Annotated in this window: 19 protein-coding genes; 9 read left to right on the top strand and 10 right to left on the bottom strand. The window is 64.2% G+C overall.

Annotated features, from left to right (window positions below):
• Positions 1 to 58: 58 nt before the first annotated feature.
• The 7 genes from NKJ18_RS06605 to NKJ18_RS06575 all read left to right on the top strand — a co-directional run bounded on the left by NKJ18_RS06605 (position 59) and on the right by NKJ18_RS06575 (position 7,077).
• Positions 59 to 1,063, top strand: coding sequence for an ABC transporter substrate-binding protein (locus tag NKJ18_RS06605; protein ID WP_023670774.1), 1,005 nt, complete (start codon positions 59 to 61; stop codon positions 1,061 to 1,063).
• Positions 1,064 to 1,065: 2 nt separating this feature from the next.
• Complete coding sequence (locus NKJ18_RS06600) at positions 1,066 to 1,890, top strand: ABC transporter ATP-binding protein (protein WP_352757993.1); 825 nt, start codon at positions 1,066 to 1,068, stop codon at positions 1,888 to 1,890.
• Complete coding sequence (locus NKJ18_RS06595; protein WP_023753453.1) at positions 1,877 to 2,728, top strand: ABC transporter permease; 852 nt, start codon at positions 1,877 to 1,879, stop codon at positions 2,726 to 2,728. The genes NKJ18_RS06600 and NKJ18_RS06595 overlap by 14 nt, the downstream gene beginning before the upstream one ends.
• A gap of 198 nt (positions 2,729 to 2,926) precedes the next feature.
• Positions 2,927 to 4,228, top strand: a complete 1,302-nt coding sequence (locus tag NKJ18_RS06590) for a cytosine deaminase (RefSeq protein WP_352757992.1) — start codon at positions 2,927 to 2,929, stop codon at positions 4,226 to 4,228.
• A complete protein-coding gene (locus NKJ18_RS06585; protein WP_352758021.1) occupies positions 4,228 to 5,631 on the top strand; it encodes an FAD-binding oxidoreductase in 1,404 nt (467 codons plus the stop codon). The genes NKJ18_RS06590 and NKJ18_RS06585 overlap by 1 nt, the downstream gene beginning before the upstream one ends.
• A 283-nt stretch (positions 5,632 to 5,914) precedes the next feature.
• On the top strand, positions 5,915 to 6,496 hold the full coding sequence (locus tag NKJ18_RS06580; RefSeq protein ID WP_023685236.1) for an NAD(P)H-dependent oxidoreductase: 582 nt from the start codon (positions 5,915 to 5,917) through the stop codon (positions 6,494 to 6,496).
• The gene (locus NKJ18_RS06575; RefSeq protein WP_023685237.1) at positions 6,496 to 7,077 is read left to right on the top strand and encodes an NAD(P)H-dependent oxidoreductase; all 582 of its coding nucleotides are present in this window, start codon (positions 6,496 to 6,498) and stop codon (positions 7,075 to 7,077) included. Before NKJ18_RS06580 ends, NKJ18_RS06575 begins: the two co-directional genes overlap by 1 nt.
• Before the next feature lie 170 nt (positions 7,078 to 7,247).
• Here the strand turns inward: NKJ18_RS06575 and NKJ18_RS06570 are convergent, their stop codons facing one another.
• From NKJ18_RS06570 to NKJ18_RS06550, 5 genes are all read right to left on the bottom strand, one after another.
• Positions 7,248 to 9,695, bottom strand: a complete 2,448-nt coding sequence (locus NKJ18_RS06570; RefSeq protein ID WP_023685238.1) for a GcvT family protein — start codon at positions 9,693 to 9,695, stop codon at positions 7,248 to 7,250.
• Positions 9,692 to 10,873: a pyridoxal phosphate-dependent aminotransferase gene (locus tag NKJ18_RS06565; RefSeq protein ID WP_023670766.1), complete on the bottom strand. Its 1,182-nt coding sequence runs from the start codon at positions 10,871 to 10,873 to the stop codon at positions 9,692 to 9,694. The genes NKJ18_RS06570 and NKJ18_RS06565 overlap by 4 nt, the downstream gene beginning before the upstream one ends.
• On the bottom strand, positions 10,873 to 11,772 hold the full coding sequence (locus NKJ18_RS06560) for a homocysteine S-methyltransferase family protein (protein WP_023685239.1): 900 nt from the start codon (positions 11,770 to 11,772) through the stop codon (positions 10,873 to 10,875). The genes NKJ18_RS06565 and NKJ18_RS06560 overlap by 1 nt, the downstream gene beginning before the upstream one ends.
• Positions 11,769 to 14,222, bottom strand: coding sequence for a GcvT family protein (locus NKJ18_RS06555; protein WP_352545379.1), 2,454 nt, complete (start codon positions 14,220 to 14,222; stop codon positions 11,769 to 11,771). The genes NKJ18_RS06560 and NKJ18_RS06555 overlap by 4 nt, the downstream gene beginning before the upstream one ends.
• 95 nt (positions 14,223 to 14,317) lie before the next feature.
• Positions 14,318 to 14,860 carry a helix-turn-helix domain-containing protein gene (locus tag NKJ18_RS06550; RefSeq protein WP_352545386.1) on the bottom strand — a complete coding sequence of 181 codons (543 nt, stop codon included), beginning with the start codon at positions 14,858 to 14,860 and terminating at the stop codon, positions 14,318 to 14,320.
• Between the two features lie 282 nt (positions 14,861 to 15,142).
• Here NKJ18_RS06550 and NKJ18_RS06545 point away from each other — a divergent pair, with 282 nt between their 5' ends.
• A complete protein-coding gene (locus NKJ18_RS06545; protein ID WP_023700347.1) occupies positions 15,143 to 15,847 on the top strand; it encodes a nitroreductase in 705 nt (234 codons plus the stop codon).
• 18 nt (positions 15,848 to 15,865) lie between these two features.
• Here NKJ18_RS06545 and NKJ18_RS06540 read toward each other — a convergent pair whose 3' ends face one another.
• From NKJ18_RS06540 to NKJ18_RS06520, 5 genes are all read right to left on the bottom strand, one after another.
• On the bottom strand, positions 15,866 to 17,308 hold the full coding sequence (locus NKJ18_RS06540) for an MFS transporter (protein ID WP_352460727.1): 1,443 nt from the start codon (positions 17,306 to 17,308) through the stop codon (positions 15,866 to 15,868).
• A 153-nt stretch (positions 17,309 to 17,461) separates the two neighbouring features.
• On the bottom strand, positions 17,462 to 18,079 hold the full coding sequence (locus NKJ18_RS06535; RefSeq protein WP_050588551.1) for a sarcosine oxidase subunit gamma: 618 nt from the start codon (positions 18,077 to 18,079) through the stop codon (positions 17,462 to 17,464).
• The gene (locus NKJ18_RS06530; RefSeq protein ID WP_352757991.1) at positions 18,072 to 21,083 is read right to left on the bottom strand and encodes a sarcosine oxidase subunit alpha; all 3,012 of its coding nucleotides are present in this window, start codon (positions 21,081 to 21,083) and stop codon (positions 18,072 to 18,074) included. The genes NKJ18_RS06535 and NKJ18_RS06530 overlap by 8 nt, the downstream gene beginning before the upstream one ends.
• Positions 21,080 to 21,376 (bottom strand): sarcosine oxidase subunit delta, encoded by a 297-nt coding sequence (locus NKJ18_RS06525; RefSeq protein WP_023670367.1) that lies wholly within the window; start codon positions 21,374 to 21,376, stop codon positions 21,080 to 21,082. Before NKJ18_RS06525 ends, NKJ18_RS06530 begins: the two co-directional genes overlap by 4 nt.
• 11 nt (positions 21,377 to 21,387) lie before the next feature.
• A complete protein-coding gene (locus tag NKJ18_RS06520; RefSeq protein WP_352757990.1) occupies positions 21,388 to 22,647 on the bottom strand; it encodes a sarcosine oxidase subunit beta family protein in 1,260 nt (419 codons plus the stop codon).
• 318 nt (positions 22,648 to 22,965) lie between these two features.
• On the opposite strand from NKJ18_RS06520, the gene NKJ18_RS06515 reads away from it, so the two are divergent.
• Positions 22,966 to 25,455, top strand: coding sequence for a mechanosensitive ion channel family protein (locus tag NKJ18_RS06515; protein WP_352757989.1), 2,490 nt, complete (start codon positions 22,966 to 22,968; stop codon positions 25,453 to 25,455).
• Positions 25,456 to 25,473 lie beyond the last annotated feature (18 nt).

Below are 25,473 nucleotides of genomic sequence, written 5' to 3'. Positions count from 1 at the left end.
GGATCAATGGTGTCGAGCCCGGCGCGTGACGCTCCGGAGCCAACAAAGGGTGGTGTCGATGTACGGAAAACAGAAGATTTCAGCGCTTGCGGTCGCGCTGCTTGGAGCCGGCACGTTCGGCGCGGCAGCAAACGAGAAGGTCACCTTCGGCACCAACTGGCTGGCCGAGCCCGAGCATGGCGGCTACTACCAGGCCGTCGCCGACGGCACCTACGCTGCATGTGGCCTCGACGTGACGATTTCGCAGGGAGGTCCGCAGGTCAGCGGGCGGCCGCTGCTGCTGGCCGGCAAGCTCGATTTCTACATGGGCGGCAATCTGCTGTCGGCCTTCGACGCCGTCCAGCAGGGCATCCCGATGCGCGTCGTCGCCGCCGATTTCCAGAAGGACCCTCAAGTCATCATGTCCCACCCGGGGCAGGGGCTGGACAAGTGGGAGGATTTGAAGAACGCCGACCAGTACATTCTCGGCGACGAGGGCGTCCAGACCTTCTTCCAGTGGATGGTCATCGAACTCGGTTTCGATGCCGCCAAGCGCGTGCCCTACACCTACAACACCGCTCCATTCCTGGCCAACAAGAAGTCGATCCAGCAGGGTTACGTCACCTCGGAGCCTTTTGCGGTCAAGAAGGAAGGCGGCTTCGTGCCCAACCAGTTCCTGCTCGCCGACTATGGCTGGGACACCTATTCGACGACGATCGAGGTGATGCAGGACACGATCGACAAGCGGCCGGAGGTGGTCCAGTGCTTCGTCGATGGCTCGGCCAAGGGCTGGTACAACTACCTCTACGGCGACAACAAGGCCGCCAACGAGATGATCAAGAAAGACAACCCCGACATGAGCGACGAGCAGATTGCCTTCTCGATCGAGCAGATGAAGAAGTTCGGCCTGGCCGATTCCGGCGACACCGAAAAGCTCGGCATCGGCGCCATGAACGAAGACCGGATCAAGAGCTTCTATGACAAGATGGTCAAGGCCAAGGTCACGCCCGAGGGCATCGATATCAAGAAGGCCTACACGCTGGCCTTCATCAACAAAGGTGTCGGGATCGAGCTGAAGAAGTAGTCGTGAAGCTGGAAAAGATGGCGCAGGCGCCCATGACGGCATCGGGTGAAGGCCCGATGCTGCTGACGCTGCGCCATGTCGGCAAGGTGTTTTCCAATGGCGTGACTGCATTGAGCGACGTCGATCTCGCCATCCGCGAGGGCGATTTTGTCAGCCTTCTCGGGCCGTCCGGCTGCGGCAAGTCAACGGCGTTGAGGCTGATCGCGGGCCTGTCGACGCCGACATCCGGTCAGCTCGACTGGGGCGGTTCGATCGACCGCGCCAATATCGGCTTCGTCTTCCAAGAACCGACGCTGCTGCCCTGGGCCAATGTATTCGACAATGTCTGGCTGCCGCTCAGGCTGAAAGGCGTGTCGCGCGCCAAGGCGGCGCCGGCGGTGACGGAGATGCTGGAGCGGGTGCACCTGACCGGCTTCGAGAACGCCGTGCCGCGCGAGCTTTCCGGCGGGATGAAGATGCGCGTCTCGATCGCACGCGCGATGGTGACGAAGCCGCGCATTCTGCTGATGGACGAGCCGTTCGCCGCACTCGACGAGATCACCCGCTTCAAGCTCAACAACGACCTTCTGGAGCTGTGGCAGGACGAGCGCTTCACCGTCGTCTTCGTCACGCACAGCGTCTTCGAAAGCGTGTTCCTGTCCAACCGCGTCGTCGTCATGGCGGCGCGGCCGGGCCGCGTCCATGCCGAGCTTGCCATCGACGCCTCCTATCCGCGAGACGAGGTTTTCCGCACTTCGCCCGACTATGCCGCGCTCTGCCGCCAGGCCTCGGACATCCTGGTCGACGCCATCAACACATCAGCCGGACCGCACCATGACGGCCATTGACCAGAATGCCGCAACGCTCGACGCGGAAGAGGCGGGCCGCGTACGCCAGGAGCGGCTGGAGCGGATCGGCCGGTGGGTCTTGCCTTTGGCGATCATGATCCTGGCGATCTGGCTGTGGGACCGCATTTGCGTGTGGAACGCGATCCCGCAATATATCCTGCCGCGCCCCGGCGTGGTGCTGTGGACGCTCTATAGCGATGCGGGGCTCCTGTTCTCCGCGCTGCTGGTCACGTTGCGCATAACCTTTCTCAGCCTGCTGCTCGCGGTCGTCGGCGGCGTCGGACTGGCGGTGCTGTTTGCGCAATCGAAATGGGTGGAGATGTCGTTCTTTCCCTTCGCCATCGTGCTGCAGGTAACACCGATCGTGGCGGTCTTCCCGCTCATCAACATCTATGTGGACAACCAGACGGTGAAGCTTTTGCTTTGCGCCTGGATCGTCGCGTTCTTCCCGATCCTGTCCAACACCACGCTCGGCCTCAATTCGGTCGACCGCAATCTGCGCGACATGTTCAAGCTCAACGGCGCGACGCGCTGGCAGCAATTGCGCTATCTCAGACTGCCGGCGGCCATGCCGTATTTTCTAGGAGGCTTGAAGATAGCCGGCGGCCTGTCGCTGATCGGCGCCGTGGTGGCCGAGTTCGTCGCGGGCGCGCAGGGGCAGTCGTCGGGGCTGGCGTCGCGCATCATCGAGGCCGGCTACCGCCTCAACGCGCCAAGGCTGTTCGCGGCGCTGATCCTGATCTCGCTCACCGGCATATTGATCTTCCTGGTGCTGTCGCTGATATCGCATCTCATCCTGCGCCGCTGGCACGAGAGCGCGCTGAAGCAGGAGCGGTAGGGGGTTGGGTGACGTGATTGAGATGCTGGCGCGAAACACCCCCCTCTGGCCTGCCGGCCATCTCCCCCTCAAGGGGGGAGATTGGACGTCATCCGGGATTTCGCCAATTATCGACGTTGGAAGACGGGTGCTGTCGGAAAAGCTGCCAATCTCCCCCCTTGAGGGGGAGATGCCCGGCAGGGCAGAGGGGGGCGGTCCTTGATACCGACCTCTGGCTCGTACCATCTCACAAACGTCCGCCTTCACCGGTCGCTGACATCAGGCCTTGCCGCCACTTACGACAGCGACGGCTTCGCCCTGGCCGACATAACGGTCGCCGATGGCAAGACCTCAGCCATCGCCGCGCACAAGAAATCAAAAGCGCCAGCCACCGCCATCGACCTTGCCGGCCGCATCGTGCTGCCGTGCTTCGTCGACTGCCACACCCACATCGACAAGGGCCATATCTGGCCGCGCAAACCCAATCCCGACGGCAGTTTCATGGGCGCGCTCAATGCCACCGGCGCCGACCGTGCAGCGCGCTGGAGCGCCGAGGACGTGGCGCGGCGCATGGATTTCTCGCTGCGCTCGGCCTACGCGCACGGCACCAAGGCGCTGCGCACGCATCTCGACAGCGTGCCGCCACAGGAGGAAATCTCCTGGCCGGTGTTCGAGGCGATGCGGGAGAAATGGCGCGGCCGCATCGAATTGCAGGCAGCCTGCCTGCTCGGCATCGAAGGCGTGCGCGACAGAAAGTGGTTCGAGAGGCTGGCCAAGCGCGTGGCTGCGGCCAAGGGCGTGCTCGGCGTCGTCACCTATATGGTGCCGGATCTCGAAGAGCTTCTCGACAAGGTGTTCGCCGAGGCGAACAGGCACGGGCTCGATCTCGATTTCCACGCCGACGAGACCGACGACATCGCGGCGATATCGCTGAAGAAGATCGCCGAGGCGGCACTGTGGAACGGTTTTGAGGGCAACATGCTGGTGGGACATTGCTGCTCGCTGGCGCGCCAGCCGGATCTCGACGTGCTCGACACGCTGGACAAGGTCGCCAAGGCCAAGCTTGCCGTGGTGTCGCTGCCGATGTGCAATCTCTATCTGCAGGACCGGCGCGCCGACCAGACCACGCCTCGCTGGCGCGGCGTGACGCTGCTGCACGAGATGAAGGCGAGGGGCATCCCGGTCGCGGTCGCCTCCGACAACACCCGCGATCCGTTCTATGCCTATGGCGATCTCGACATGCTGGAGGTCTACCGCATGGCGACGCGCATCCTGCATTTCGACCATCCGGTCGGCGACTGGCCGCAGACGGTGGCGGCGACGCCGGCCAAGGTGATGCGGCTCGACGGTGTCGGGACACTGGCAGCCGGTGGCAGCGCCGATTTCATCGTCTTCAAAGGGCGGAGCTGGACGGAATTGCTCTCGCGGCCCGAATCGGATCGCATCGTCGTGCGCGCGGGACGAGCGATCGACAGACAATTGCCCGATTACGCCGAGCTCGACGGACTGATGGTGGAATGATGGATGTTTCGGCGCTCAAACGCGATCTCGACGGGATAAAGCTCGACGACAATCCGGCCATCATCCAGCAGAAGAGCCGCGACTTCTACTGGTACAGCCCGGTGCTGAAGCAGCAGCTCGACCACGTCACCGGCGACCTGATCGTGACGCCCAGGAACGAGGCCGAACTGATCCGCGTGCTTGCCGCTTGCCACCGTCATGGCGTTCCGGTGACGCCGCGCGGCAGCGGCACCGGCAATTACGGTCAGGCGATGCCGCTATCGGGCGGCGTGGTTTTGAACCTTGCCGAGATGAACGAGATCAAGGCCATAGCGCCGGGCCGCGTCGTCACCGGGCCGGGCGCGATCCTCGCCGACATCGACAGAGCGACGCGCGCGCATTCCGGGCAGGAACTGCGGCTGTCGCCGTCGACCTACAACACCGCCTCGATCGGCGGCTTCATCGCTGGCGGCTCGGGCGGCGTCGGCTCGATCAATTTCGGCGGTCTGCGTGATTTCGGCAATGTGCTGCGGCTGCGCGTCGTCACCATGGAAACCGAACCGAAGGCGCTCGAACTCACCGGCGAGGATTTGCACAAAGTCACGCACGCCTATGGCACCAACGGCATCATCACCGAGGTCGAGATGCCGCTGACTGCAGCCTATGAATGGATCGACGTGATCGTCGGCTTCGACGCTTTCATGCCGGCAGCCCGCTACGGCAACGCGCTGGCACGCCAGGACGGCATCCTGACCAAGCTGATCACGCCGATCGCCGCGCCGGTGCCGCAGCTCTATTTCAAGCGACACCAGAAGTTCTTCCGGGACGGGCAAAGCATCTGCGTCGTCATGGTTGCCCGGCATGGGCTAGACGCATTCCTCGCCTTCACCCGCCGCGCCGGCGGCGAGGTCATCTTCAATGCCGCGACGGCAACGGACGAAGAGAAGAAGGGCCTGCCGCCGGGCTTCGAGCTGGCGTGGAACCACACCACGCTCAGGGCACTGCGGGTCGATCCCGCGATCACCTATCTGCAATCGCTCTATCCGTTTCCCAACCAGCTGGCGCTGGTGGAGAAGATGGACGCGATGTTTCCGAACGAGGTCTTTTCGCATCTCGAATTCGTGCGCCTCGACGGCAACATCACCTGCTTCGGCCTGCCGCTGGTGAAATTCACCACCGAGGCGCGGCTCAACGAAATCATCCGGCTGCATGAGGAGAATGGCTGCCCGATCTTCAACCCGCACCGCTACACGCTGGAAGAGGGCGGCATGAAGCAGACGGATGAAATCCAGCTCGCCTTCAAGCGCGAGACCGATCCGCAAGGCCTGCTCAATCCCGGCAAGATGATCGCCTGGGAAAATCCGGATTACGACTATCGCTCCGACCGGACTTTTTTGTTCAAGGGTTTGCAGAAAGCAGAATGAGCAGAGGTTTGAGCTTGAGCACCCCCCTCTGTCCTGCCGGCACAGGCCCTACGCTGCCGCTTCGGGCGTTCGTTGTTTGGAAAGCCAAGCAATTGGCTTCCCATCGGCTTCGCCGACCACTTCTCACCCCCCGCAAGGGGGGAGATTGGCAGCCTGAACGCCGCAGCCAATCTGACACGCTGACAATTAGTGAAAGCGATGCGGCAGTCCGATCTCCCCCCTTGAGGGGGAGATGCCCGGCAGGGCAGAGGGGGGTGCCTCGCGCCGACCCCAGCAATTTCCCATGAAAGTCCTCGTCCTTTACGCACACCCGGTGGAGACCAGCTTCAATGCCAGCCTGCACCGCACGATCGTCGAGCGGCTGACGGCGGCCGGCCATGAGGTCGACGATTGCGATCTCTATGCCGAGGATTTCGACCCCAGGCTGACGCGCGGGGAGAGGCTGGATTATCACAACCAACGCAGCCCTGCGGACCCGGCCGCGCCCTATGTCGAGCGGCTGCTCAAGGCCGAGGCGCTGGTGCTGTCATATCCCGTCTGGAACTACGGCTTTCCGGCTATCCTGAAAGGCTTTTTCGACCGCGTGTTTCTGCCCGGCGTGTCGTTCAAATTGGTCGACGGCAAGGCGCAGCCTTCGCTCCACAACATCCGCAAGCTGACCGCCGTCACCACCTATGGCGGCAGCCGGTTCCGCGCCATGCTGATGGGCGATCCGCCGCGCCGGCTGGTCAAGCGGATGCTGCGCGCGACGATCAGGCCCGGCGCCTCGGTGTCCTACCTCGCTCATTATTCGATGAACCTGTCGACCGACGAGACGCGGGCAGCCTTCATGGCCAAGGTCGCGGCCGGGATGGATACCTTCTGATGCGCGTGCTGGTGGTCTATTGCCATCCGGTGCCCGAAAGTTTTTGCGCCGCGATCAGAGATACCGCCGTCGACGTGCTGAAGGCGCGGGGTTGGGAGGTACGGCTGCTCGACCTCTATGCCGAAAAATTCGACCCGGTGATGGGTAGCGAGGAGCGGCGCGCCTACAATGAGCGGGCGCCGGAGGATCCGGCCCTAAAACCGCATTTCGAGCATCTCGCCTGGGCTGAGGCGATCCTGTTCATCTATCCGACCTGGTGGTACGGGCTGCCGGCCATGCTGAAGGGCTGGCTCGACCGGGTCTGGGCGACCGATGTCGCCTTCAAGCTGGGCAAGGGGCGCATCATGTCGCTGATGACACATGTCACCAGGGTCGGCGTCATCACCCCCTGCGGCGCGCCGACCTGGTGGAGCGTCGTCGTCGGCCAGCCCGGCCGCAAGACCTTGCTGCGCGGTATGCGCGCGCTGTGCGCCCGCCGCTGCCGGACGTTTTTCCTGGCGCACTACCTGATGGACGCCTCGACGCCAAGGACGAGGGCGGCGTTTCTGGTGAAGGTGCGGGCGAAGCTGGAGCGGTTTTGAGCTTCTTCACCCTCCCCCTTGTGGGGAGGGTCGCGCAGCAAATGCCGCAAGGCGGCTTTTGCGAAGCGGGGTGGGGGGTCTCGTAGGGCGCACCCCCACCCCGTCTCGCAATCGCCGCTTCGCTCCGACTGCGAGCCGACCCTCCCCACAAGGGGGAGGGTAAAAAGGTGCTACATCCTCGTCCGTTCCGCCTTGGGATCGTACATCGGCTTCAGCGATGCTTCCGCCGCAAAACGCTCGCCGGCGATCTCTATCTCGTAGGACGAGGCCAGCACATCCGCCTCGCTCTCGCCCTGGCAGGGCACATAGCCCAGTCCGATCGCGCCGCCGAGATGGTGGCCGTAATTCCCCGATGTGATCGGGCCGACGATCTTGCCGTCGCGCAGGATCGCCTCGTTGTGGAAGAGCAGAGGCTGCGGGTCCTTCAGCCGGAACTGCACCAGCCGGCGCGACAGGCCGGCTTCTTTTTTCTTCAGCACCGCATCGCGGCCGATGAACTCGCCCTTGGCGGTTTTGACCGCAAAGCCGAGGCCGGCCTCCAGCACATTGTCCTCGTCGGTGATGTCGTGGCCGAAATGCCGAAACGCCTTTTCGATGCGACAGGAATCGAGCGTATGCAGGCCGCAAAGTTTCAGGCCGACATCCGCCCCCGCCTCATCGATCGCCTCGAAAACATGGGCAGCCTGGTCGGTAGAGACATAAAGCTCCCAGCCGAGTTCGCCGACATAGGTGACGCGGTGGGCGCGGGCGAGGCCCATGCCGATCTCGATCTCCTGGAAGGTGCCGAATGGATTGTTGTCGTTGGAGAAATCGTTGGGGCTGACTTTCTGGATCAGCTTTCGCGCATCCGGACCCATCAGGCAGAGCACGCTTTCTGCCGCCGTCACATCGGTGATGACAACGAATTCCTCGCCGACATGCCGCCGCAGCCAGGCGAGATCGCGTTGCAACGTCGCGCCCGGTACGACGAGGAAATAGGCCGTGTCCGACAGCCGCGACACGGTAAGATCGCTCTCGATGCCGCCGCGCTGGTTGAGCATCTGAGTGTAGACGATCTTGCCCGGCGCCACGTCCATGTCGTTGGCGCAGAGCCTTTGCAGGAACGCGCAGGCATCGCGGCCCTCGACACGGATCTTGCCGAACGAGGTCATGTCGAACAGGCCGACCTTGTTGCGGACCGCCAGGTGTTCCTCGCGCTGGTTGTCGAACCAGTTCTGCCGCTTCCAGGAATAGCGGTATTCGCGCTCTTGCCCTTCGCGGGCGAACCAGTTGGCGCGCTCCCAGCCGGCGACTTCGCCGAAGACCGCGCCGCGCGCCCTCAGGTGTTCATGCAGGGGCGATCGCCTGACATTCCTGGACGTTGCCATCTGCCGGTAGGGGAAATGGTCGGCATAGAGCAGGCCGAGCGTCTCGGAGACCCGCTCCTTGAGATACCTACGGTTCTTCTGGAATGGCTGGGCGCGGCGGATGTCGACTTCCCAGAGGTCGAAGGGCGCTTCGCCGTCATTGATCCACTGCGCCAGCGCCATGCCGGCGCCGCCGGACGAGACGATGCCGATGGAATTGTAGCCGGTCGCCATCCAGTAGCCCGACAGCTCCGGCGCTTCGCCGAGATAGTAGCGGTCGTCGGGGGTAAAGCTTTCGGGGCCGTTGAAGAAGGTGTGAATGCCGGCGGTTGCCAGCATCGGCATGCGATTGACGCCCATTTCGAGGATCGGCTCGAAATGCTCCATGTCCTCCGGCAACTGGTCGAAGCAGAAATCCTCGCTTATGCCGTCCATGCCCCAGGGCTTGGCCACCGGCTCGAAGGCGCCGAGCATCATCTTGCCGGCGTCTTCCTTGTAGTAGGCGCATTCATCGGGAACGCGCAGCACCGGTAGACGACCGAGCCCGGGGATCGGCTCGGTGACGAGATAAAAATGTTCGCAGGCATGCAGCGGGATGGTGACGCCGTTCTGGGCGCCGAGCTCGCGCGCCCACATGCCGGCGCAGTTGACGACGATGTCGGCCTCGATCGTGCCCTGGTCGTCGCCTTGCGCCCACGACACACCGGTGACGCGACCGGCCTTGGTATGGACCTTGGTGACCTTCACATTCTCGACGATGGCGGCGCCACGCTGGCGGGCGCCCTTGGCCAGCGCCATGGCGATGTTGGCCGGATCGCACTGGCCGTCGAGCGGCAGATGCACGGCGCCGACCACATCGGACACGTTGAGATGCGGGTACATCTCCTTGACTTCACCAGGCGAAATCTCGCGCACATCGACATCGAAGGCGCGGGCGAGCGAGGCCTGCCGATAAATCTCGTGCTTGCGCTCCTCAGTCAGCGCCACGGTGATCGAGCCGACCTGGCGCATGCCGGTGCCGACTTCCGTTTCGGCTTCCAGCTTGACGTAGAGGTCGGCCGAATATTTGGCCAGCCGCGTCATGTTCTGCGAGCCGCGCAGCTGGCCGATCAGGCCGGCGGCGTGCCAGGTCGTACCCGAGGTCAGCTGCTTGCGTTCGAGCAGCACGATGTCGGTCCAGCCGAGCTTGGCCAGGTGGTAGGCGACCGAACAGCCGGAGACACCGCCGCCGATAATAACCGCGCGGGCCTTGGTGGGAATGCTTCTGGTCATGCGGCCTCGCGGCGATAGCCGGATGCGAAGCGGCGCAGGCGTTTTGCGGCTTCCTGAAGCACCGGCTCCGGTTGGCAGAGGCTGATGCGGATGTGGCCGGCAGCGGCCTTGCCGAAGCTGGAACCCGGCATGACGCCGACACTCTCCTGGTCGAGAAAGGCCCAGGCGAATTTCTCGTCGTCGGGCTCGACTGCGGAGATGTCGAGCATGACATACATGCCGCCCTCGGAGCCGTGCACGCTGATATTGTTCATGCCGCGCACGGCGTCGAGCAGGACGGTGCGGCGCGCCGCATAGCGTTCGGCGATCTCCCTGACGCCAAAGCGGTTCTCCAGCGCCTCGGCGCAGGCGATCGAGATGAAGGCCGGCAGGCCGTAGGTCGTCACCAGATTGAGATTGGTCAACAGCGTGATCATCTGCGCTGGGCCGGTCAGCCAGCCCATGCGCCAGCCGGTCATGCCATGGCTCTTGGACATCGAATTGATGACCAGCGTGCGCTCCGCCATGCCGGGCAGGCCGCGCGGCGAGATGTGCTCGCCGCCGCCGAGCGTCCAGTAGACCTCGTCCGACAGCAGCCAGAGATCGTGCTCGCGGCAGATCTCGGCCAGCTCTTCCAGACGCTCACGCGAATAGACGGCGCCGGTCGGGTTGTTCGGCGTGTTGATCAAAATGGCGCGCGTGTTGGGCTTGAGCGCCGCGCGGATCATCTCGGCGTGCGGCTGGAAACCGTCTCCGGCCGGCGTCTCGACGACGGTGAAGCTGGCGCCGGCGGCGCTGAAGGTGTTGGGATAAGTCGCGTAGTAGGGCGCCACCACGATAGCGTGGTCGCCCTGGTCGAGAACGGCCTGGACCGCCGCGTAAAGGGCGGCCTGACCGCCCGGCGTGGCGATCACCTGGTCGGGGCTCGTCTCGACCCCGGTGCAGGCGGTCGAGGCCGCCGCCATCGCCCTGCGCAGGCGCGGAACGCCGGGAAGCGGGGTGTAGTGGTGGTTGCTGCCGCGAACCGCCGTCACGCAGGCTTCGATGGTCTGGCTCGGCGTATCGAAATCATGGTCGCCGACCGACAGCATGATGATGTCCTGGCCCGCCTCCTTGCGGGCCCATGCCTCGGTGTGGACCTCCCAGCCATCCTTGCCCGAAGGCACGATGCCGGAAATGCGCGATGACGGTCTGGGCATCAGGATACTCCCGAGATTTCGTGGCCGGCCTGTTCGAGCCAGTCGCGCAAGGCGGCGATGTGGGCAGGGCCGACTTCGCAGCAGCCGCCGACGATGGTGGCGCCAGCGGCGACCCAGCCGAGCGCCTGGTCGGCATAGGCATCCGGATCAAGGTCGTGGCGTGCGTGCAGCACTTCGACCGTTCCGCCATGCTTGAGCGCTTCGACAGAGGTGAAGCCATTGGCATAGGCGCCGACCGGGCCGCCGAGAGCAATCAATTCGGGCAGTGCCGCGGCGATAGCTTCTGGCCGGCAGCAATTCACCAGGCGCGCTGCAACCGTCAGGCCGTCGAGGGCGTCCGCCGCTGCCGCTATTGTTTCGCCGCTGCGCAGCCGCGGCGCGCCGTGATCGGCGAGAGTCCAAGACACCCAGACAGGTTTGCCGCTTTCCGACGCAGCGGTAACGGCCGCACGGCCTTCCTCGGCTGAGGCCATGGTCTCGCACAGGAACAGGTCGACGCCATCGGCCTGCTCGGCGACGATGCGGCGATAGATGTCCAGCGTCTCCTGGAACGATATGGCCAGCGCCGGCGCATAGCTGCCGAACAGCGGTGACAGGCAGCCGGCGATCGCTGCATCGCCTGCCTCGTCGCGTGCCTGTCTTGCCAATTCGATGCCGCGCTTCTGCAAGGGCTTGAAGAGATCTTCTGCTCCTTCCCGCGCGAGCCGCTCCGGCGTTGCCGAATAGGTGTTGATGGTGATGACGCGAGCGCCGGCCCGGATGAATTCGGCATGCAGGCCACGCACCAGATCCGGCTCGTCGATCAGCACCCTGGCCGACCAGAGCGGCGTCGGCTCGGAGCTGCTGCGGCGGACCAGTTCCTGGCCCATGCCGCCATCGGTGAGAATGACTTTCTTCATGCTCTCAGTCTTTCGTTTTTCGGATCCCACAGCGGCTCGTCTTTCTGCACGACCGCCCTGAAACGATCGCCAAAAATTTCAATCTCGATCGCGGTATCGGGTTCAGCCAGGTCGGCGCGCAGCATGCCGAGCGCGATCGATTTGTCGATGCGATGCCCCCATCCGCCGGACGTCGTCTCGCCGACGATCTTGCCGTCATGCCAGAGCGTCGACACGGACGGCGCGTCGCAATCGCCTGGGTTTTCGACCACCAGCGTGACGAAGCGCTTCTTCACGCCTTGCTGCTTTTCGTTCTGCAGGGCTGCCTTGCCGCGGAAGTCGGGCTTGTCCCATTTGACGAAGCGCTCGAGCCCGCCCTGCAGGACCGTATAGTCGGTCGACAGGTCGCCCTTCCAGGTCCGGTAGCCCTTTTCGAGGCGCAGCGAATCCAGCGCGTACATGCCGAACGGTTTCAGACCGTGTTTTTGTCCCGCCGTCCAGACGTCGTCGAAGATGGCGGCGGTGTCTCCCACCTTGGTGTGGATTTCCCAGCCGAGTTCGCCGGCGAAGGATACCCGCACCAGCTTCGCCCAGCGGCCGGCGATGGTGGTTTCCTGATGCGTCAGCCAGGGCAGCGAGAGATCCGCGCCACAGACCTCGGCCAGGATCTTGCGCGAACTGGGGCCGGCGAGGATTTGCGTCGAATAGTCTTCGGTTCTGTCAGTGAGGGTGAAAGCCGCGTCCTTCGGCAGGCGCGACTTCAGCCATTCGAAATCGTGCCACTGCGCTACCGCCGCGGTGATCAGCGTCATCTGCTCTTCGCCATGGCGCACCACCGACATCTCGGTGACGATGCGGCCCTTGTCGTCGGCGAAATAGGCGAGGCCGATGCGGCCGGGCTTGGGCACCAGGCCGGTGACCTGCAGCGCCAGCCATTCGGCTGCGCCAGGACCTTCGAGGTTGAAGCGCGAGAAGCCGGGCAGGTCCAGAATGCCGGCGGCGTCGCGCACCGCCAGGCATTCTTCGCGCACGCGGTGCTGCCACGGCCCGTCGCGGCGGAAGGTGAGTGTTGCTTCTTCCGACGTGTCGTCACCGGGTTGCGCATACCAGGTGGCACGCTCCCAGCCATTATAGGCGTCGAACTGGGCGCCGAGCGCCTTGATGCGATCGTGAATCGGCGACAGCTTGCGGTCGCGCCCGGCCGGCCAGGCATGGCGCGGGAACTGGATGGCGTATTCGTTGCCGTAGATCTCCATGCCCTTGGCGACGCTATAGTCGGGGGCGGCCGCAAAGCTGGTGAAACGGCGCGGATCGCAAGACCACATGTCCCATTCGGTCTGGCCCTGCGTAACCCATTCGGCCAGCACCTTGCCGGCGCCGCCGCCCTGGGCGATGCCGAAGGTGAAGACACAGGCCTCGAACGCGTTGGGAACGCCGGGCATCGGACCGATCAGCGGATTGCCGTCCGGCGCGTAAGGGATCGGCCCGTTGATCACCTTGGACAGGCCGGCAGTGCCCAGGATCGGCACGCGGGCGACGGCATCGGCAAGGTAGTGCTCGAGACGGTCGAGATCGTCGGGGAATAGCTGGAAGGAAAAATCCTCCGGCATCGGGTCGTTGTGGGTCGCCCAATGCGCGCGGCAATTGCGCTCATAGGGGCCGAGATTCATGCCGTTCTTTTCCTGGCGCAGATAGTAGGAGGTGTCGACGTCGCGCAGCAGCGGCAGTTTCTTGCCCTGCTCCTTCGACCAGGCCACCAGTTCGGGGATTTCCTCGAACAAGATGTACTGATGGCTCATCACCATCATCGGGACGTCGCGGCCGAACATTTTGCCGACTTCCGCGGCTCGGTAGCCGGCGGCGTTGACGACGATCTCGCAACGGATCTCGCCTTGCGGCGTCTCGACAACCCATTCGTCGTTCTCGCGGCGCACGCCCGTGGTTGGGCAGAAGCGGATGATCTTTGCCCCCATGTCGCGCGCACCCTTGGCAAGTGCCTGCGTCAGCTGCGCGGGGTCGATGTCGCCGTCGTTCGGATCGTAGAGCGCGCCTTTCAATTCATGCGTCTCGATGAAGGGATAGCGGCGCTTGATCTCATCAGGGCCGACAATGTCGATGTCCATGCCCTGGTAGCGGCCCATGCCCTTGGCGCGCTGGAACTCCTGCATGCGCTCCTTGGTGTGGGCGAGCCGCAGCGAGCCGGTAATGTGGTAGTTCATGGGATAGTCGACGGCATCAGCCAAGCCGCGATAGAGCTCGGTCGAATAGCGCTGCATGTTCATCAGCGACCAGGACGACGAGAAGGTCGGCACATTGCCGGCGGCATGCCAGGTCGAGCCCGATGTCAGCTCGTTCTTTTCGAGCAGCACGCAATCGGTCCAGCCCGCCTTGCAAAGGTGGTAGAGCGAGGAGGTGCCGACGACACCGCCTCCGATGATCACCACGCGTGCCGTCGTCGGCAAACCGGCCATATTCTTCTCCCAAACCTGAAGCGCGCTGCGCTTCTATTTTTTGCTTGATGCATGTCGTTGTCCCAAAACCGCTGCACACTTTGGGCGAGATGCATTCAATAAACAGGCGGCGAAACCACCCAGATGACCACGGCCGGCTCGCTGCCGGGATTGCGCCAGCGGTATGGCTTGCGCTCGAAGCGGAAGGAATCGCCTTCGACAAGACGGTGCCAGACGCCGGCGATCTCGATCTCGAAAATGCCAGAGGCGATGTAGCCGGCTTCCTCGGTCGGCCGCAGCTGCTCGCTCTTCATCTCGGCGCCCGGCGCGAAGATCGAACGCACCATCTCGAAACTACCGCCGAGATCGGGCGACAGAAGCTCCTCCACCAGGCCAGATTCGCTTGTGCCAAGCGTGCGCCGGCTGCCGGCGCGCACGACAAAGCCGCGCTCCTTTTCGATCGGCACGTCGTGGCTGAAGAACAGGCTGAGCGGCACGCCGAACAGGTCTGCGAAAGCCCTGAGGTCGCCAAGTGAAGGGATAGACAGGCCGCGCTCGACCTGGCTGACCCAGCCGACAGAGCGGCCAAGCTTCAGCGCGATCTCAGCCAGCGTCAGCCCGCGCGCCTTGCGCAGCGCACGGATGTCGCTCGCCAGCAGGCGCTCGTCAGGTCCCTGCAATGTTTTGGGAATAGCTGGGGCCAAAACGCTCACTTGATGAAAATCTGGAAATGAATTTCATGAGAGCTCATGTCCGTGAAAAAATCAAGCGGATTTTCATGGGCACACAAGATTTGCTTGCGCCATTTTGGCGGTTCATGCAAAGGCTCTGGCACGAGCGGCGGGTGTGGGAATGCGGGTCGGCGACCAAGGATTGAAATCTGCGCAAGGTCTTCTCCGATAGCCGGTTCGGCTTTCGAAGTGTGCGCAAAGGGACGGCCCATGCTGGAAAAAAACGGCCTGGCAGCGCATAACGCGGCTGTTGTCGACGAGGCGATCATCTCGCGCCGTTCAGTGCGCGCCTTCCTGCCCGACATGGTCGATGACGAGACGATCCGAGCCATTCTTGGCGTCGCCGCGCGCGCGCCTTCGGGCACCAATATGCAGCCCTGGCGGGTCTATGTCGTCAAGGGCGAGGTCAAGCAGCAGATCACCGATGCCATCCTGAATTCCGGTATCCGCGCCGAAAAGGCCGATTGGGACGAGTATCGCTATTACCCCACCCAGTTCTTCGAGCCGTATCTCACCCGCCGCCGCGCCAACGGTTTCGGGCTCTACGGGGCACTCGGCATCGGTCGCCGCGAGGTCGACAAGATGCGCGCCCAGCACGACCGCAACTTCGTCTTCTTCGACGCGCCGGTCGGCATGATCTTCACCATAGACCGGCGGCTGAACCAAGGCTCGTGGATCGACTACGGAATGTTCCTGCAGAACATCATGGTGGCGGCGCGAGGCAGGGGCCTGCACACCTGCCCGCAGGCCGCCTTCGCGCCCTATCACCGGCAGATCCGGCCGGTGCTCAACATTCCCGACGAGGAGATCGTCGTCTGCGGCATGGCGCTAGGCCTCGAGGACACCTCCAAGCCCGAAAACGACTTCCGCACCGACCGCGTGCCGCTGGAAGAGTGGGTGACGTTCAGCGAATAGGGCTCGGCTAACGGCGCCTTATTCCACGTTCATCTGCGCGCCATGGCCGCTGACATGGGCGCCGTCCTGCGGTGTCAGTCTGAGATAGGCGATCAGCGCGCAGAGCGTGATGACGCCCTCGACCACGAACAGGATGCGGAAATCGTTGGTCACCGCCGGCCCGCCGCCGGCCAGGAACGACAGCAGCGCCGCCGCCAGGCCGACGCTGATCGCCACCCCTAGCTGCCACAGTATGTAGTAGAGCGCGCTGAAGCGGGCGAGCTGGTCGGGCGCGATGTCGGAATAGGCGAGATTGCCGGTCGACGCCCACTGCGCCGAGCGCAGGACACCGAAGGCAAAGATATAGGCAAGCACGATCCAGACCGGCGTGGTTGCCTCTATCAAGGCGAAGCCCGCTACCATGGCAGCAACGATCGGCGTGTTGACGACCAGCACGCGGCGAAAGCCGAAGCGGTTGAGCAGGCGCGGCATGAAGACACGCATGATCAGCGAGCCGATTGCGGCAACGAAAGTCAGCGATCCCGCCTGCACCGCGCTCATGCCGAAGCCGAGCTGGAACATCAGCGGCAAAAGAAAAACGACCGAGCTCAGGCCGATCGTGTCCAGCCCACCACCGGTGAGGAAGGAGATGCGAAAGGTGCGGATGCGCAGGAGTTTCAGGTCCAGCAAGGGGTTGCGGGCGCGCAGGCAGTAGAAGGAAGCAAGCGTCAGGATGACGATCGCCAGCGCCAGCTCGGCCGCGATCATGCTGCCGGCGGCGTCTTTCGCCGCAAGCGAATCCATGCCGAAGACCAGCAGGACCATGCCGCCGCCGACCAGCAGGAAGCCCGGGAAATCGAACGGCGTGCGCACCGGTTTGGTAACAGTCGGAAACAGCGAGGCGGCAAGAACGGCCGCCGCCAGCGCGAACGGCACGTTGATGAAGAAGATCCAGCGCCAGGAGATATAAGTTGTCAGCGCGCCGCCGACCAGCGGGCCGACCAGCGGTCCGGACTGGCCGGCCAGCGAAATATACATGTTGATCTTCAGCGTGCGGCTGCGCGGGAAGGTCGACAGGATGACGACCTGGCCGAGCGTCCCCATCAAGGCGCCGCCGAAGCCTTGCAGCGCGCGGGCGCCGACCAGCGTCCAGATGTCGTTGGACAATCCGCACAGCGCCGATGACGCGGCGAACACCAGCAAGGCGAAGCAGTAAACGTTGCGCAGGCCGAAGCGGTCGGCGGCCCAGCCGCCGAGCGGCATCGAGATGATCAGGCTGGCGACATAGACGGTGATCAACAGGCCGAGCTGGCTCGGCGGCCGGCCGAGGCTGTCGCTGATGCCGGGCAGGGCGGTGACCACGACATTCTGGTCGAGGCTGGTCATGAACACGCCGCAGGCGACCGTGAGCGGCAGCAGGAGCAAGGCTCTGGCCGACACATCGGCGCAATCCGTGGCGCCGGCGGATAGTTCTGCGGTCATGGGGATGTTCGAACCAAACGACGATGCCGACTCTGAGACGGGATCTTTTTAATCCCCTGGGCCGGTTGGGCCACGTTCCCCACCATGGGCTTCCATTGGAGCATTCTCTAGCGGCAGAACCGGCTGGCCTTGAGGCCAGAACGGCTTTTGGCCCTACTGAACCTCGTAGCCGACCTCCTCGCTGGCATGGCAGAGCGCCTTCCAGAACGATCGGGCGAAGGAGCGGAAGACATAGATGTCGAACTGGTCGGCGCCGGTGCGCTGGATCTGCGCAAAGACGTCGTGATGGGTGGTCGAACGGCCGGAGCCTGTGGGGAAGGCGGGCAGGGCGAAGTCGATGGCGAAGAATTTCGCCAGCACCCATTCGGCCTTAGGGCCGGCGATGCGGATAGCGGTGCGGCCATGCGACAGGTCGGTGATCGTGCCGATTGCCGGGGTTACGTCCCCAGCAAAACTCGCCGCCAGGCCCTCGGCCTCGTCGACGACTGTGAATTTTCCAGGCGCGAAACCGAACACGGCCTTGCCGTCCTTGGCGAGACCGCCGCCGGCGCCATCGGGCAAATCGAGGCCGGTGACCTTGCCGATCACGTCGATCAGTTGCTTTTCCGCGCCCGGCCACGCGGCCAGCTGCAGGATCGAGCCCGGCCGGGTCTCGGTCAGGATGACATCGACGCCATGCTCGAAATTGCCGTGCGAACCCGGATGGGACACCGGCTCGAGCGGCGAGAGGCGCTCGGGTGATTGGCGTTCGGGTGATTGGCGCTCAGCCATGCATGCGGCTCCCGTCCGGGTCGTAGAAATGGTTGGAGACGATCTCGACCGGCCCGAACCGCTTGCGCAGCGGATCGGAGACGAATGCCCGGGTGCCATGGCGCGCCTTGCCGCCCTCGACCAAAGCCAGCGCGATGTGCTTGCCCAGCGCCGGCGAGTAGCAGCAGGCGGTGATATGGCCGATGGAGTCGTGCGGATTGGCTTCGTCCAGTTCCTCGACGAGGTGGGCTCCGCCATTGAACGGCCGATTGTCGAGCGAGACTAGGCCGACCAGCTGCAGCCGCTCGGGCGCGATCAGGCCTTCGCGGTCCATCATCGCCGAGCCGATGAACGGCTTCTTCTTCGACAGCATCCAGTCGAGATGCAGGTCGCGCGCCGTAGTGCGCCCGTCGATCTCCGCGCCGGTGACATGGCCCTTTTCGATGCGCATCGTGCCCAACGCCTCCAGCCCGTAGGTGACCAGGCCGAACGGCTTGCCGGCTTCGACAAGCGTTTCCCAGACATGGGTGCCGTAGCCGGCGCCGCAATAGACCTCGAAGGCCATTTCTCCGGAGAAGGACAGCCGGCAAATCATCACCGGCACGCCTGATATCTCGCCGCGCACGATGCCCATGAAGGGCAGGGCTGTGTTGTCGACGGCGGTGCCGGTGACGCAGGCGGCGAGGATGGCCCGCGCCTTCGGCCCGCCGATGGCCGCGCCCGCCCATTCGTCGGTTACCGAGGTGACATGCACTTTGAGTTCCGGCCAGATGACGTCGAGGAAATATTCCAGATGCTGCATCACCTTGCTGGCGTTGGCCGTGGTGGTCGTCATCAGGAAATCCTGTTCGCCAAGCCGCCAGGTGGTGCCGTCGTCGAAGGCCAGCCCGTCCTCACGCAGCATCAGGCCGTAGCGGGCCTTGCCGACGGGGAGGGTGGAAAACATGTTGGTGTAGACGCGGTCGAGGAATTCGCCCGCATCCGGCCCCTGAACGGCGATCTTGCCCAGCGTCGAGACGTCGACGATGCCGGCGCTTTCGCGCGTCGCCCTGGCTTCACGGACATAAGCCTGCTCGACCGTCTCCCCGGCAAGGCCGTAGATCATTGGTCGATACCAGAGGCCAGCGGAATACATCGTCGCGCCATTGGCGAGGTGCCAGTCATGCATCGGCGTCAGCCGCTCCGGCTTCAGATCGCCGAAACGCTCGGCAGCGAGCGAGCCAATCGACACCGCGGAGTAGGGCGGGCGGAAGCGGGTCGTGCCGACTTCGGGGATCGGCTTGCCCAACGCCTCGGCCATGATGGCGAGACCCGGAACGTTGGAGTTCTTGCCCTGGTCGGTCGCCATGCCGAGCGTGGTGTAGCGCTTCAGGTGCTCGACCGAGACGAAGCCTTCGCGATGCGCCAGCCGCACGTCTTCGGCGGTGACATCATGCTGGAAGTCGACGAAGCTTTTGCCTTTCACCTTGATCTCGAACACCGGAGCCGGATCTGGGTTTCCCGGGGCTGCTTCGACATCCGGCAAGGCTGCCGGCGCAGCCGCTCCGCCCGCTGCGGACAAGCCGGCTGCGCGGCCCTCAGTGATTGCTTCGATGGTCGAGAAGCTTCCGTTGAAAGCACCCGCACCAATCCATTGCTGATTTGGCCAGCGCTGTTGCGTTTGCTTTGGCGGCAGGAAGGCCTGGCGCGCAGGATTCCACTCGGCTCTCGCGCCAGCCTGGCTGGCGAGGTGGATGGTCGGCGACCAGCCGCCCGACATCAGCAGGCTATCGGCGTGGATGCTGCGGGCGTCACCGCTGAGCGCGCCCGAGGTCATGTCGAAGCGCTGCACCTTGAGGCCGGAGAGCGCCTTGCCGCCTTCGGTGGCGACCACGGCATGGCCGGAGAGGATTTCGGCTTCGGCCTCGGTGGCGAGGCTGCGCATTTCGGCCGAAAGCTCGGGGCGCACATCGACGATGGCGACAATAGCCGCCCCGGCCTTCCTCAGCGCCAGCGCCGAGCGATAGGCGCTGTCATTGTTGGTGAACAGCGCGATCCTGTCGCCGGGCAGCACGCCATAATCGTTAGCATAGCGCTCGGCGGCATGCGCCAGCATGACGCCCGGCCGGTCATTGCCGGGGAACACAAGCGGCCGCTCGAAAGAGCCGGTGGCCAGCACCACCGTCTTGGCGCGGATCGCCCAGTAGCGATGGCGCGGCTCGCCCTTGCCGGGCGTTTCCTTGTGGTCGGTGACGCGCTCGAGCGCGGCTAGCGTGTTGCCGTCGTAATAGCCCCACACCGTGGTGCGCGGCAGCAGGCGGACCGTGTCATGTCCTTCGAGCTGGCTGACGGCGCGCGCCGCCCAGTCGGCGGCCGGCGCGCCGTCGATGGCCTCGCCGGACCAGTTGGCCGAGCCGCCGAAACGCGGCTCGAGTTCGGCCAGGATGACGCGCGCGCCCTGGTCGGCAGCGGCCTTGGCGGCTGACAGGCCGGCCGGGCCGGAGCCGACCACCAGCACGTCGCAAAACGCGTTCATGCGCTCGTAGCGCGAGGTGTCGGCGGCAATACCGGCGCGGCCCAGGCCGGCGGCGCGGCGGATGAAATGCTCGCAGAACATCCAGAAGCGGGTGCCTTTCAGGGGGCCGAAGACAGGGCCCATGAAGGTCTTGTAGTAGAAGCCGGCGGCCAGGATCTTGCCGCCGAGCTGGTTGACGGCGTTGATGTCCCAGGCGAGCGAGGGAAAGCGGTTCTGGCTGACGGCCACCAGCCCGTCATAGATCTCGACCATGGTTGCGGCGATGTTGGGCTCGCGCACTTCGCCGCGCAGCACCGTCACCAGCGCGTTCGGTTCCTCGACGCCGGCCGAGAGCAGGCCGCGCGGGCGGTGGTATTTGAATGAGCGGCCGAAAAGCGTGACGCCGTTAGCAAGCAGCGCCGAGGCCAGCGTGTCGCCGGCATGGCCGGTGTAGGGCGTGCCGTCGAAGGTGAAGCGGATGGTGCGCAGCCGGTCGACGCGGCCGCCGGTCTCGGTGCGGCGCGGGCTCACGACTTGCCTCCGGCTTTGTGCCGGGCGGCGGCATTGTGGTCGCCGCGGGCGAAACCGGTGCTGGAAATCTCATGCGTGACCGTGTTGCGCACCATCCTCAGATGGGTGCGGCAGCCGCCCGAATGCTGCCAGATCTCATTGTGGTCGCCGGCCGGGTTCAGCCGGTCGTAGACATAGGCGTTCCAGGCGTCGAGGTCCTGCGAGTTGGGCTGCGGGCGCTCGCGGTTGCCGTCGCCTTGATAGGTGAACTCGATGACGTCGCGCGGGCCGCAATAGGGACAAGTGATAAGCATTTGTTTGAACCCTAATGCAGCCGGGGCGTTGCGCCCTGGCCCTTGTCGTCAATCACCAGGCCGCGATAAAAACGGTCGAGCGTGAACGGCGCGTTGAGCGCGTGCGGCTCGTCCTTGGCGATGGTGTATGCGAAGCACCAGCCCGAGGCCGGCGTGGCCTTGAAGCCGCCATAGCACCAGCCGCAATTGAGATACATGCCGGGCAGCGGGCCGGTGGTGATGATCGGCGAACCGTCCATCGACATGTCGCAGACGCCGCCCCAGGAGCGCAGCATGCGTACACGCGCAAGGCCGGGAAACAGCGCCAGCATCTCGCTCATCACCTCATCGACGATGGGCAGGTTGCCGCGCTGGGCGTAGCTGTTGTAGCCGTCGATGTCACCGCCGTAGACGAGGCCGCCCTTGTCGGACTGCGACATGTAGAAATGACCCATGCCGAAGGTCAGCACCGTGTCGACGAAAGGTTTCAGCGATTCGGTGACGAAGGCCTGCAGCACATGGCTCTCGATCGGCATCCTGTCGATGCCGGCAAGCTGCATCACCCGTCCGGTGCTGCCGGCAACGGCCACGGCGACTTTCTTGCCGCGGATCTCTCCGCGCGTCGTCTGCACGCCGGTGATGCGGTCGCCGTCGCGCAGGAAGCCGGTGACCTCGCAATTCTCGACGATGTCGACGCCGCGTCGGTCGGCGCCGCGGGCATAGCCCCAGGCAACCGCATCGTGACGGGCGGTGCCGGCGCGCGGCTGCATCAGGCCGCCGACGATGGGAAAGCGCGCGGAGGCCGACATGTCCAGCGCCGGGACCAGGCGCGCGATCTCGGCGGTGCTCATCAGCTCGGCATCGACGCCGAGATGGCGCATGGCGTTGCCGCGCCTTGCCAAGTCGTCGAACTGGCCCGGCGTGTGAGCCAGATTCAGGCAGCCGCGCTGCGAGAACATGACGTTGTAGTTGAGGTCGTGCGAAAGGTTCTCCCACATCTTCATCGAATGTTCGTAGAAGCGGGTGTTGGACGGCAAAAGGTAGTTGGAGCGCACCGCCGTGGTGTTACGGCCGACATTGCCGGAACCCAGCCAGCCCTTTTCCAGCACCGCGACATTGGTGATGCCGTGCTCCTTGGCCAGATAGTACGCCGTCGACAGGCCATGACCGCCGCCACCGATGATGATGACGTCATAGGAAGCCTTGGGGTCGGGCTTGCGCCAGGCCGGCTTCCAGTCCTTGTTTCCCTTGAGCGCGTTCGTGAGAAGCGAAAGGGCTGAATATTCCGCCATTCTTCATGTCATCCCTAGAGCATGATGCCGAAAAGTGTGAAGCGGTTTTCGAACGACATCATGCTCTATATCTTTGATTTTTAGAGCCGGATGATTTCAGGTCGAACAGACCTGAAACCATCCGGCTCGGCTGCGATGCGGCAGACTATAGAGCAGGCGGCGGGCGCAAAGCCAAGATTGCGCCATGGCTTTTCGACTGGCCGACTCCCGCAAGGCGCCCAACTGTCATGACTTCGCCACGACTTGCCCCACGGGATGAGCGTCTCTATCAAGGACCGCTTTAGAAGCGGCCTTGCCGCCCTTTGAGTCGCCACCATTATGTTTTTTCGCTTCTTTCGCCTGATCCTGGTCCTCGCGCTCGTTGCCTTGGCGCCGCATTCGTTCGGCGCGATGGCGCAGGGGCTGGGCCAGGCGCCTGCCGGGCTGGTCGCCGACCAGCAGAAAATCCTGCAGGGTTTGACGACGAAAACCGACGCTCTGGAGAAGAAAGTCCAGGAGGACGGCGTCGACGACACCACCCTCGTCGAGATCCGCCTGCAGCTGGAAGAGCTGTCGCGCGGTGCGCTGAACAGCGCGCTGGCGTTCCGGTCCCGGCTGGGGGAGATCAATTCGAGGCTCGAGCAGCTTGGTGCGCCCCCGGCTGCCGGACAGCCCCCTGAACCGGATATCGTTACCGGCGAGCGCCAGGCGCTGGCGTCGGAAAAGGCGGAGATCAACGCCGTCATCGCCGGCGCGCAGAACCTGTCGATCCGCATCAATGCGCTGATCGAGAAGATCGGCAATATGCGCAGCGAGCTGTTTCGCAGCGGGCTGACCAAGCGCTATGTGCTGTCCGATGCACTGAGCCCGCAGGTGTTTTCCGACGCCAGGGACGAATACGCCAATTTTTACAGGGCGGTGTCGTCCTGGCTGAGCTTTGCCTTCAAGTTCAAGTTCCAGGCGATGCTCGCGGCGACCCTCATGGCGCTCGCGTTGGCCGTGGTGCTTCTGGTCGGTGGGCGCCGCCTGTTTGGGCGCATCTTCGAGGCCGACGCGTCGGTTGAAGATCCGACGTATCTCAGTCGCCTGTCGGTGGCGTTCTGGTCGACTTTGCTGCCGACGCTGGCGGTCAGCGCCTTCCTCGCCTCGACGGTGTTCCTGTACAATTATTACAATGTGCTGCGCGGCGACATAGGCGTTTTCCTCAACGCTCTGGCAGCCGTCATCGCCATAGTGTTCTGTGTCAACCGCCTGACCAATGCGGCGCTGTCGCCTAGCATGCCGAACTGGCGCCTGATCCAGGTCGAGACCGGCCCGGCGCGTTGGCTGGTGCGGCTGACGACGGCCATGGCAGTCGTCATCGGCATCAACAATTTCCTGTCGATCGTCAACGACAAGATGGGCTCGCCTCTGTCGCTGACGGTGGCCAGGAGTTTTGTCGCCACGGTCATCGTGGGCGTCATCCTGATCCTTATGGCGCTGCTGAAGCCTTACAAGGACGCCGACGGGCGCTGGCGCCCCTGGCCGGCCTGGCTGCGCTACACCTGTGTCGCGCTCGGCCTGTTCACGATTGCGGCGGCGCTGTTCGGCTATATCGGTCTTGCCATCTTCGTCTCGTTGCAGGTCGTGGTCACCGGCACCATCCTGCTCACCGCCTATATCGGCTTCCTGTCGGCGCGCGAGATCGGCGAGGAGGGTGGTTTCGCCGGCACGTCCATCGGGCGCTGGCTGAAGACCAATTCCAGCTATGAGGACACCGCGCTCGACCAGCTCGGCCTCGTCGTCAGCGTCGCCATCAACCTGATGATCGTGCTGGTGTTCCTGCCGCTGATCCTGTTGATGTGGGGCTTCCAGCCCGGCGATATCCAGGCCTGGGGCTATAAATTGGCGACAGGCGTCACCGTCGGTTCGGTGACGATTTCGGTCACCGGCATCCTCACCGGCATCGTCGTCTTCATCATCGGCTATTTCCTGACCCGCTGGTTCCAGGGCTGGCTCGACGGCTCGGTAATGGCGCGCGGCAAGGTCGATACCGGCGTGCGCAACTCGATCCGGCTGGCGGTCGGCTATGCCGGCGTCGCGCTCGCCGGCCTCGTCGGCATCTCGGCGGCGGGCATCGATCTCTCCAACCTGGCGCTTGTTGCCGGCGCACTTTCGCTGGGTATCGGCTTTGGCCTGCAGAATGTCGTGTCCAACTTCGTGTCCGGCCTGATCCTTCTCGCCGAGCGGCCGTTCAAGGTCGGCGACTGGATCGTCGCCGGCGACACATCAGGCACGGTCAAGAAGATCAGCGTGCGCGCCACCGAAATCGAGACCTTCCAGCGGCAATCGGTGATCCTGCCCAATTCGAACCTCATCAACAACGCCGTCGGCAACTGGACGCACCGCAACAAGCTCGGACGTGTGGAGATCAAGGTCGGGGTCGCCTATGGCAGCGACGTCAAGCGGGTACACGCGGTTCTGCTTGAGATTGCGCGCGGCCATGCGCTGGTGCTGAAGAACCCGGAACCCTTCGTGCTGTTCACCAATTTCGGGCCGGCAGCACTCGAGTTCGAAATCCGCGTGTTCCTGGCCGATGTGCTGAACGGCGCCATCGTTCAGAACGATATCCGCTTTGCCGTGCTCGATGCTTTTGACGCCGAGCACATAGAAATCCCCTCGACGCCGCGCGCCGAGGTCAAGGTCAAGCAGCCCGACGCATGGCCGATCGACGACGACAAGATCGAAGTCGAGTTCGCCGAGAAGGAGCAGGCGGAGGCGCAAGCCGCCGCCGACGCGAAGCGGCTGGCCAAAACTGGTCGCAAGGCGCGCAAACCCGATCCTAGCTAGGGCCCCAAGCTCCTCCCA

It is taken from the genome of Mesorhizobium sp. M0217 (assembly GCF_040321955.1).
Classification (GTDB): Bacteria; Pseudomonadota; Alphaproteobacteria; order Rhizobiales; family Rhizobiaceae; genus Mesorhizobium.
The sequence above is the reverse complement of the archived record's forward strand: the minus strand, read 5'-3'. Positions and strand labels throughout refer to the sequence as shown.

Bases quoted from the DNA above. Each gene is read 5' to 3' on its own strand.
- NKJ18_RS06565 (WP_023670766.1), bottom strand. From the start codon at position 10,873: ATGCCCAGACCGTCATCGCGCATTTCCGGCATCGTGCCTTCGGGCAAG.
- NKJ18_RS06545 (WP_023700347.1), top strand. From the start codon at position 15,143: ATGCTGGAAAAAAACGGCCTGGCAGCGCATAACGCGGCTGTTGTCGAC.
- NKJ18_RS06520 (WP_352757990.1), bottom strand. From the start codon at position 22,647: ATGGCGGAATATTCAGCCCTTTCGCTTCTCACGAACGCGCTCAAGGGA.
- NKJ18_RS06515 (WP_352757989.1), top strand. From the start codon at position 22,966: ATGTTTTTTCGCTTCTTTCGCCTGATCCTGGTCCTCGCGCTCGTTGCC.
- NKJ18_RS06555 (WP_352545379.1), bottom strand. From the start codon at position 14,222: ATGGCCGGTTTGCCGACGACGGCACGCGTGGTGATCATCGGAGGCGGT.
- NKJ18_RS06560 (WP_023685239.1), bottom strand. From the start codon at position 11,772: ATGAAGAAAGTCATTCTCACCGATGGCGGCATGGGCCAGGAACTGGTC.
- NKJ18_RS06585 (WP_352758021.1), top strand. From the start codon at position 4,228: ATGGATGTTTCGGCGCTCAAACGCGATCTCGACGGGATAAAGCTCGAC.
- NKJ18_RS06540 (WP_352460727.1), bottom strand. From the start codon at position 17,308: ATGACCGCAGAACTATCCGCCGGCGCCACGGATTGCGCCGATGTGTCG.
- NKJ18_RS06535 (WP_050588551.1), bottom strand. From the start codon at position 18,079: ATGGCTGAGCGCCAATCACCCGAACGCCAATCACCCGAGCGCCTCTCG.
- NKJ18_RS06525 (WP_023670367.1), bottom strand. From the start codon at position 21,376: ATGCTTATCACTTGTCCCTATTGCGGCCCGCGCGACGTCATCGAGTTC.
- NKJ18_RS06580 (WP_023685236.1), top strand. From the start codon at position 5,915: ATGAAAGTCCTCGTCCTTTACGCACACCCGGTGGAGACCAGCTTCAAT.
- NKJ18_RS06605 (WP_023670774.1), top strand. From the start codon at position 59: ATGTACGGAAAACAGAAGATTTCAGCGCTTGCGGTCGCGCTGCTTGGA.
- NKJ18_RS06595 (WP_023753453.1), top strand. From the start codon at position 1,877: ATGACGGCCATTGACCAGAATGCCGCAACGCTCGACGCGGAAGAGGCG.
- NKJ18_RS06575 (WP_023685237.1), top strand. From the start codon at position 6,496: ATGCGCGTGCTGGTGGTCTATTGCCATCCGGTGCCCGAAAGTTTTTGC.
- NKJ18_RS06570 (WP_023685238.1), bottom strand. From the start codon at position 9,695: ATGACCAGAAGCATTCCCACCAAGGCCCGCGCGGTTATTATCGGCGGC.